Source organism: Rhodobaculum claviforme, from assembly GCF_016653255.1.
Taxonomy (GTDB): Bacteria; Pseudomonadota; Alphaproteobacteria; order Rhodobacterales; family Rhodobacteraceae; genus Rhodobaculum; species Rhodobaculum claviforme.
Genome location: NZ_NHSD01000085.1, coordinates 1 through 5,158, shown reverse-complemented (window position 1 = coordinate 5,158; position 5,158 = coordinate 1). Strand labels below are relative to the sequence as shown.

Genomic DNA, 5,158 nt, shown 5'->3' with positions numbered 1-5,158 from the left:
GCCAGGTGCGGCGCCTGCGGATCCTCGGCCCCCGTCAGCAGCGGCAGATCGAGAAACAGCGGCAGCACCGGCGGCGGATACGCGAACGGCTTCTGGCGGGGTCCCGCCCCGGTCTGCGTTCCGCCACCGAAACGGGCGGGCGCACGGTGACTGCCGGCCTCCACCCGCACCGCCGTGACCTCGTGGCCGGCTGCCGTCTCGATGCGGTCGATCCGCCACGTCCGGCGCCCCTCCGGCAGATCGAGCGCCACCACATCCCCCGCCCGCAACCCGGACGAGGGCGGCAACGACAGCCGCAGCGTATCGCGCGCGATACGGGCCTCGGAAAGCCAGCGCTCGGCGATGGCCTCGGCCTCGGGGCCCAGCAGCACCATCGGCAGGTCGGTCTGTGCCGCCACAGCGCCGGGGTCGTCGGCCAATACCGCCTCGACGGCGCGGACCTCGAAATCGGCTTCTGCCTCGGTGTGGACGATGCGCACGCGCCCGGCCACATCGGCCTCGGCGGCCCGGGTCACCTCGACGGCACCCCCGTCCCGCGCCCCCAGATCCGCCGCGCCCAGAACCGCCGCGGCATGCCCCCCGCGCGTGCGGAACGCCAACACGCCGTCCCGCTCGATCGCATCGAAGCCATGCGCCAGCATCAGCGTCTGCAACACAGCCCGCGCAGGCTCGGTCGAGGTCGTGCGCAGACCCCGCACGATGCCGTACAGCTGCGAGACATCGACCTGCGGCACGCCGGCGCGATGGCAGATCTCGGCCACGACGCTCGCCAGCGGCTGCGCCGCGGTGCGCCCGGTGATCCAGTGGCCCCTGTCCCAGTTGGGCCCGTCGCTCCAGACCTCGGTCAGGGCGGGAAAGGCCGGGAAGGGGCGCGCATCCCACGCCCAGACATGCGCGCGGTCCATGTCCACCATGCGCCCGCCATAAACGGCCGACAGGGGATTGTTCACGGGCGCGCCCCAATGGGCGATCATCGCGCGGTGGTACTGCTGCTGGATCGCGTCGCAACGTCCCCCGCCCGAGAAGTACGGCAGGTGCGACTCCGACGACTTCGGGTCCAGAAACACATTCGGCTGGTTCGTGCCACGATCCACCGCCGGGCATCCCAGCTCGGTGAACCAGAACGGCTTGGACTGCGGCACCCAGGCCGTGGGGGTGGCCTGCCGAACCCCACCGATACGCTCGTGGTGGGGCGACTGCCACCAGCTGCGCAGGTCCTTGTTGCGCCAGATCCAGGCCTCGCCATGCGCGCCATCCGTGATCGGCGTGCGCAGCTGCGCGTCACGATCGGCGGCCGAGGCATAGTACCAGTCGAACCCCTCACCGCCCTCCACATTGGCGCGCAGATAGTCGAGGTCCAGAACCGATCCCGCCGCCGCGTCGGCATGCCCGGCCCCATCCCGCCAGTCGCTGAGCGGCATGTAGTTGTCGATTCCGACGAAGTCGACCGCAGGATCGGCCCAGAACGGGTCCAGATGGAAATAGCGGTCCCCCTCCGGCGACTGATAGCCGAAGTACTCCGACCAATCGGCGGCATAGCTGATGCGCACCTGCGCCCCGAGGATCGCGCGCACCTCGGCCGCAAGCTGGCGCAGCGCCGCCACGGCAGGAAACCCGGACGCCCCGCGCAGCTGCGTCAGCCCGCGCATCTCGGAGCCCACACAGAACGCATCCACCCCCCCGGCCGCCTTTGCCAGCCAGGCGTAATGCAGGATGAATCGGCGAAAGCCCCAGTCATCCGAAGGACCGGAATAGACGACCCGGCCATCCTGCACCGCGAAATGCCCCGGCTGGGCCGCGCCAAAGAACGCGGCGACCTGCGCATCGGCCGCGGCGGTGCGGTCGGGCGTGCCCGGCCGGCCCGGCGCGATCGCGCCGGTGATGCGGCCGCGCCACGGCAGCACCGGCTGGTCGGCCGCCCCCGTCCACGGATCTGGCAGGCCGTTCCCCGGCCCCTGCTCCATCAACAGGAACGGATAGAACACCACCCGCTGCCCGGCCGCGCGCAGCGCCGCGATGCCCTCGACGACGGTATGATCGGACGGCGTGCCACCATAGACCACCCGGCCGTCGACCTGCGACACCACCTGCGCGGCACCACGATCGAGGCCCGTCACCTGCCAGCGCGGACCGGACCCATGCCGCTCCACCTTGGGCCGCACACTGCACAGCCCGCAGCGCAGGTCGTCTCCGAACCACGACACCACCAGAAGCACCGACCGGCACCGCGGCAACTCCAGCGTCAACTGCTCCAGCGCAACCTCCATGTCGGTGCGCCCGGTCGGCGTGTTGACGTTGACCGGACGCGCACCGCCCAGCGCCGCCCCCAGCGCCGGCATCAGCACCTCCGGCAGGTCGGGCAACGGCCCCTCGGGCGCACCGGTGGCGGCGGGGCGGGTGGACAGCGACGCCTCGCCGGTGCCGGGGATCAGCGCCACCGCCCGCACCCCCTGCATCAGATCCGGCACCGCCGCCCCTTCGGCCGAGCGCAGCACCTCGAACGAGAACTGCGGCACCCGATTTCCAAACGGCGCAAGGTCCAGGTCCTCGATCACCACATAGGCGATCCCGCGATAGGCCGGCGCCCGACCCACACCCTCGATCGCCTCGATGCGCGGATCGGGCATCTGCCCGGCACCCCCGGTATAGACACGCATCGCCAGACGGTCCGTAACCACCTCCGCCCCATCCGCCCAGACCCGCCCGACACCGACGATTTCCCCCTCGCACAGCGCGATCGCCAGGCTCACGGAGTACGAGAACTCCGTCACCTTCGCGCCGGACTTGCCCCCGCCCACGCGCCGCGTCTCGACCGTCTCGGAGAACCGCGAGGCCCAGATCACCTGACCGCCCACCCGCGTGCGGCCCCATACCCGCGCGACCGGCGTGCCCTCGCTCGCCCCCGTCAGGCGCAGCCGGTCCAGCCGGCCGGTCTCCACCGCGCGCGACCCCGCCCCCATCAGGCGCTGGTCGATCACATTGCCCACCGTCGCACCCACCGCCTGCCCCAGGGCCGCGCCCGACAGGCCCAGAACCGTGCCCCCGATGCCCGAGCCGATGGCGCCGCCCACGGCACCCAGAATGATCGTGGCCATGAAGCCCTCCGTTACGTGGCGTGTGGCGTGGAAATGCCGGGAAAGGCGAACCGCGCAACGATCCTGCGCCGCCAGGGCGCGCTCAGCGCGGCCTCGACGACACCATGTCCCGAACAGGCATGCACGAAGCGCGCCTGTGGCCCTGCTTCGGTCAGCACGCCCAGATGCTTGGCCGGGCCGCGCGCCGATAGCCGGAACACCAGGACATCGCCCGGCGCCGGCGTGCGCCCGGCGCAGCACACCAGCGACCGCGCCAGCCCGGCCACCAGCCGGTCCGGCGGCCCGACCTCGGCCCAGTCGGGCGGATAGGGCGGAACCGAGGGCACCTCATCGGGCCGGATCTCGCGCCAGAGCCCCCGCACAAGGCCCAGGCAATCCGCCCCCGCCCCCCGACAGGCGGCGCCGTGGCACCACGGCGTGCCGACCCAGCCGCGCGCCTGCGCGACCACATCGGCGCCCGTCACCGCTTCAGGCTCCCGCCATCGTTCAGCCCGCCCTGGCGCGGCACCGCCATCATCCAGTCCTCGCCGGGGATATGGGGAAAGCCCTGGAAGTTCAGGAAATTTCCGAACTTGTTGCGGCAGGTGTCCGCGCGCTTGTCGCATCCGGCGACCAGACGCACCGCATGGCCCGCCCCCAGTGGCACGGGCAGCCGCTCCCACAGAACGATCTCGCGGCCACCTGCGCCCTCCCGGTCCGACTTGATCAGCCCGCCCAGACCCGCCGCCGGCCCCTCCAGGACCTCCAGCCGCCCGCGCGCAAACCAGCCCGGCGCGTGATCCTGCAGCGCCGCGAACACCAGCCGGTCGCCCTCCGGCACCGCCTGCGGCACCGCCGCCACCGACAGCGCAGGCACCATGACATCCACTCCGCACGCCGCATCCCCCAGCACCGCCGAGCACGGCGCCTGATAGACCCGCCCCTGCGACCGGCCCAACGGCTCGCTCAGCCCCAGAAGCTCGGCCCGGAACGCGCGCCCCACACGGGTGATGTCGCCCAGCCAGCCCCGGAACTTCAGCGCGCGCTCGGTCACATCGGCCCAGTTGACCCACCACAGCCGCACCTCGGCCCCATCCAGCCGACCGCTCAGGATATCGACCTCCCGCAGACCCGCATCGCTCAGCGCGCCCGCGGCCTCGGTATTGTCCACGCCCAGCCCGGTCATCTGCTGCAACGCACTCGCGGTCAGCGCGGTGCGCGCCCGAAAGGTGATGCCCTCGAACGCAAGGTCGCGGTCGTGATCGGTGAACCCCGCCACCTCCCCGTCTCGCCGGGTCACCGCCCAGGCCCGCGCAATGGTGGTGGTGCCGGTTTCCAGATGCGCCTGCAGGGTCATATCCGGATCTCCACCACCGGCACGCGCGGCACCTCGCCGGCCTGGAATGTCGCCATCGACACCTCGATCCGGTCGGTGTCGAAGCGCACCGGGACGTCAAAGGCAAATCCCGCGGTCACGCGCGCACCGTCCGGCGGGGGCGCGTCGAACACCACCAGCCCCGCCGCCGGGTCCAGTGTCCAGCCGGTGGCCTCGGCGCCGCCCACGGCCACGCACACACTGTCCGCCACCGGCTTCAGGATCGGCCGGTGATACACCGCCCCCCCCGAGGCATAGGCCTTGCGCAAGCCATATTCCGTGCGCTGCCCGTCCCCGGTCCCCAACACCTGATCCCCCGCCGCGATGGGCCGCGACGCGGGGGCCGAGCGGTGGTCGGCCCAGTCCTTCCAGCGGAACCCGTGCAACTGCCCCGCGCGCGCCTCGAAGAACGCCAGCAGCGCCTCCACATCGTCCAGACTGCGCAGCCCCATCCCCGCGTCATAGCGCCGCCGCGAGCCCGCCCAGGGGCTGTTGCGCTCCTCGAACCCATTGGCCATCGTGACGATCTCGGTGCGCCGCTCCGGGCCGCCCAGCGCGCCAAAGCTCAGGCTCGTGGGGAATCTCACCTCGTGGAATGCCATTGACTCACCTGTTTTTCTGGCCGCGCGCGATCATCCGGCCGATCTCGCCTGCGATCTGCCCCTCGGAGCGTCGGAACCCCTCCAGATCTGGCGTCGCGACGTTGATG

At 71.9% G+C, this 5,158-nt stretch carries 4 protein-coding genes; all 4 read right to left on the bottom strand.

The genetic code is table 11. From position 1 onward, the window contains the following. On the bottom strand, positions 1 to 3,095 hold a 3,095-nt coding region (locus tag CCR87_RS01490), incomplete at its 3' end, for a baseplate multidomain protein megatron (protein ID WP_201155560.1). A gap of 11 nt (positions 3,096 to 3,106) precedes the next feature. Next, a complete protein-coding gene (locus tag CCR87_RS01485; protein ID WP_201155559.1) occupies positions 3,107 to 3,559 on the bottom strand; it encodes a C40 family peptidase in 453 nt (150 codons plus the stop codon). Next, positions 3,556 to 4,431 (bottom strand): DUF2163 domain-containing protein, encoded by an 876-nt coding sequence (locus tag CCR87_RS01480; RefSeq protein ID WP_201155558.1) that lies wholly within the window; start codon positions 4,429 to 4,431, stop codon positions 3,556 to 3,558. The genes CCR87_RS01485 and CCR87_RS01480 overlap by 4 nt, the downstream gene beginning before the upstream one ends. Further along, positions 4,428 to 5,051, bottom strand: a complete 624-nt coding sequence (locus CCR87_RS01475; RefSeq protein ID WP_201155557.1) for a DUF2460 domain-containing protein — start codon at positions 5,049 to 5,051, stop codon at positions 4,428 to 4,430. The genes CCR87_RS01480 and CCR87_RS01475 overlap by 4 nt, the downstream gene beginning before the upstream one ends. Positions 5,052 to 5,158 lie beyond the last annotated feature (107 nt).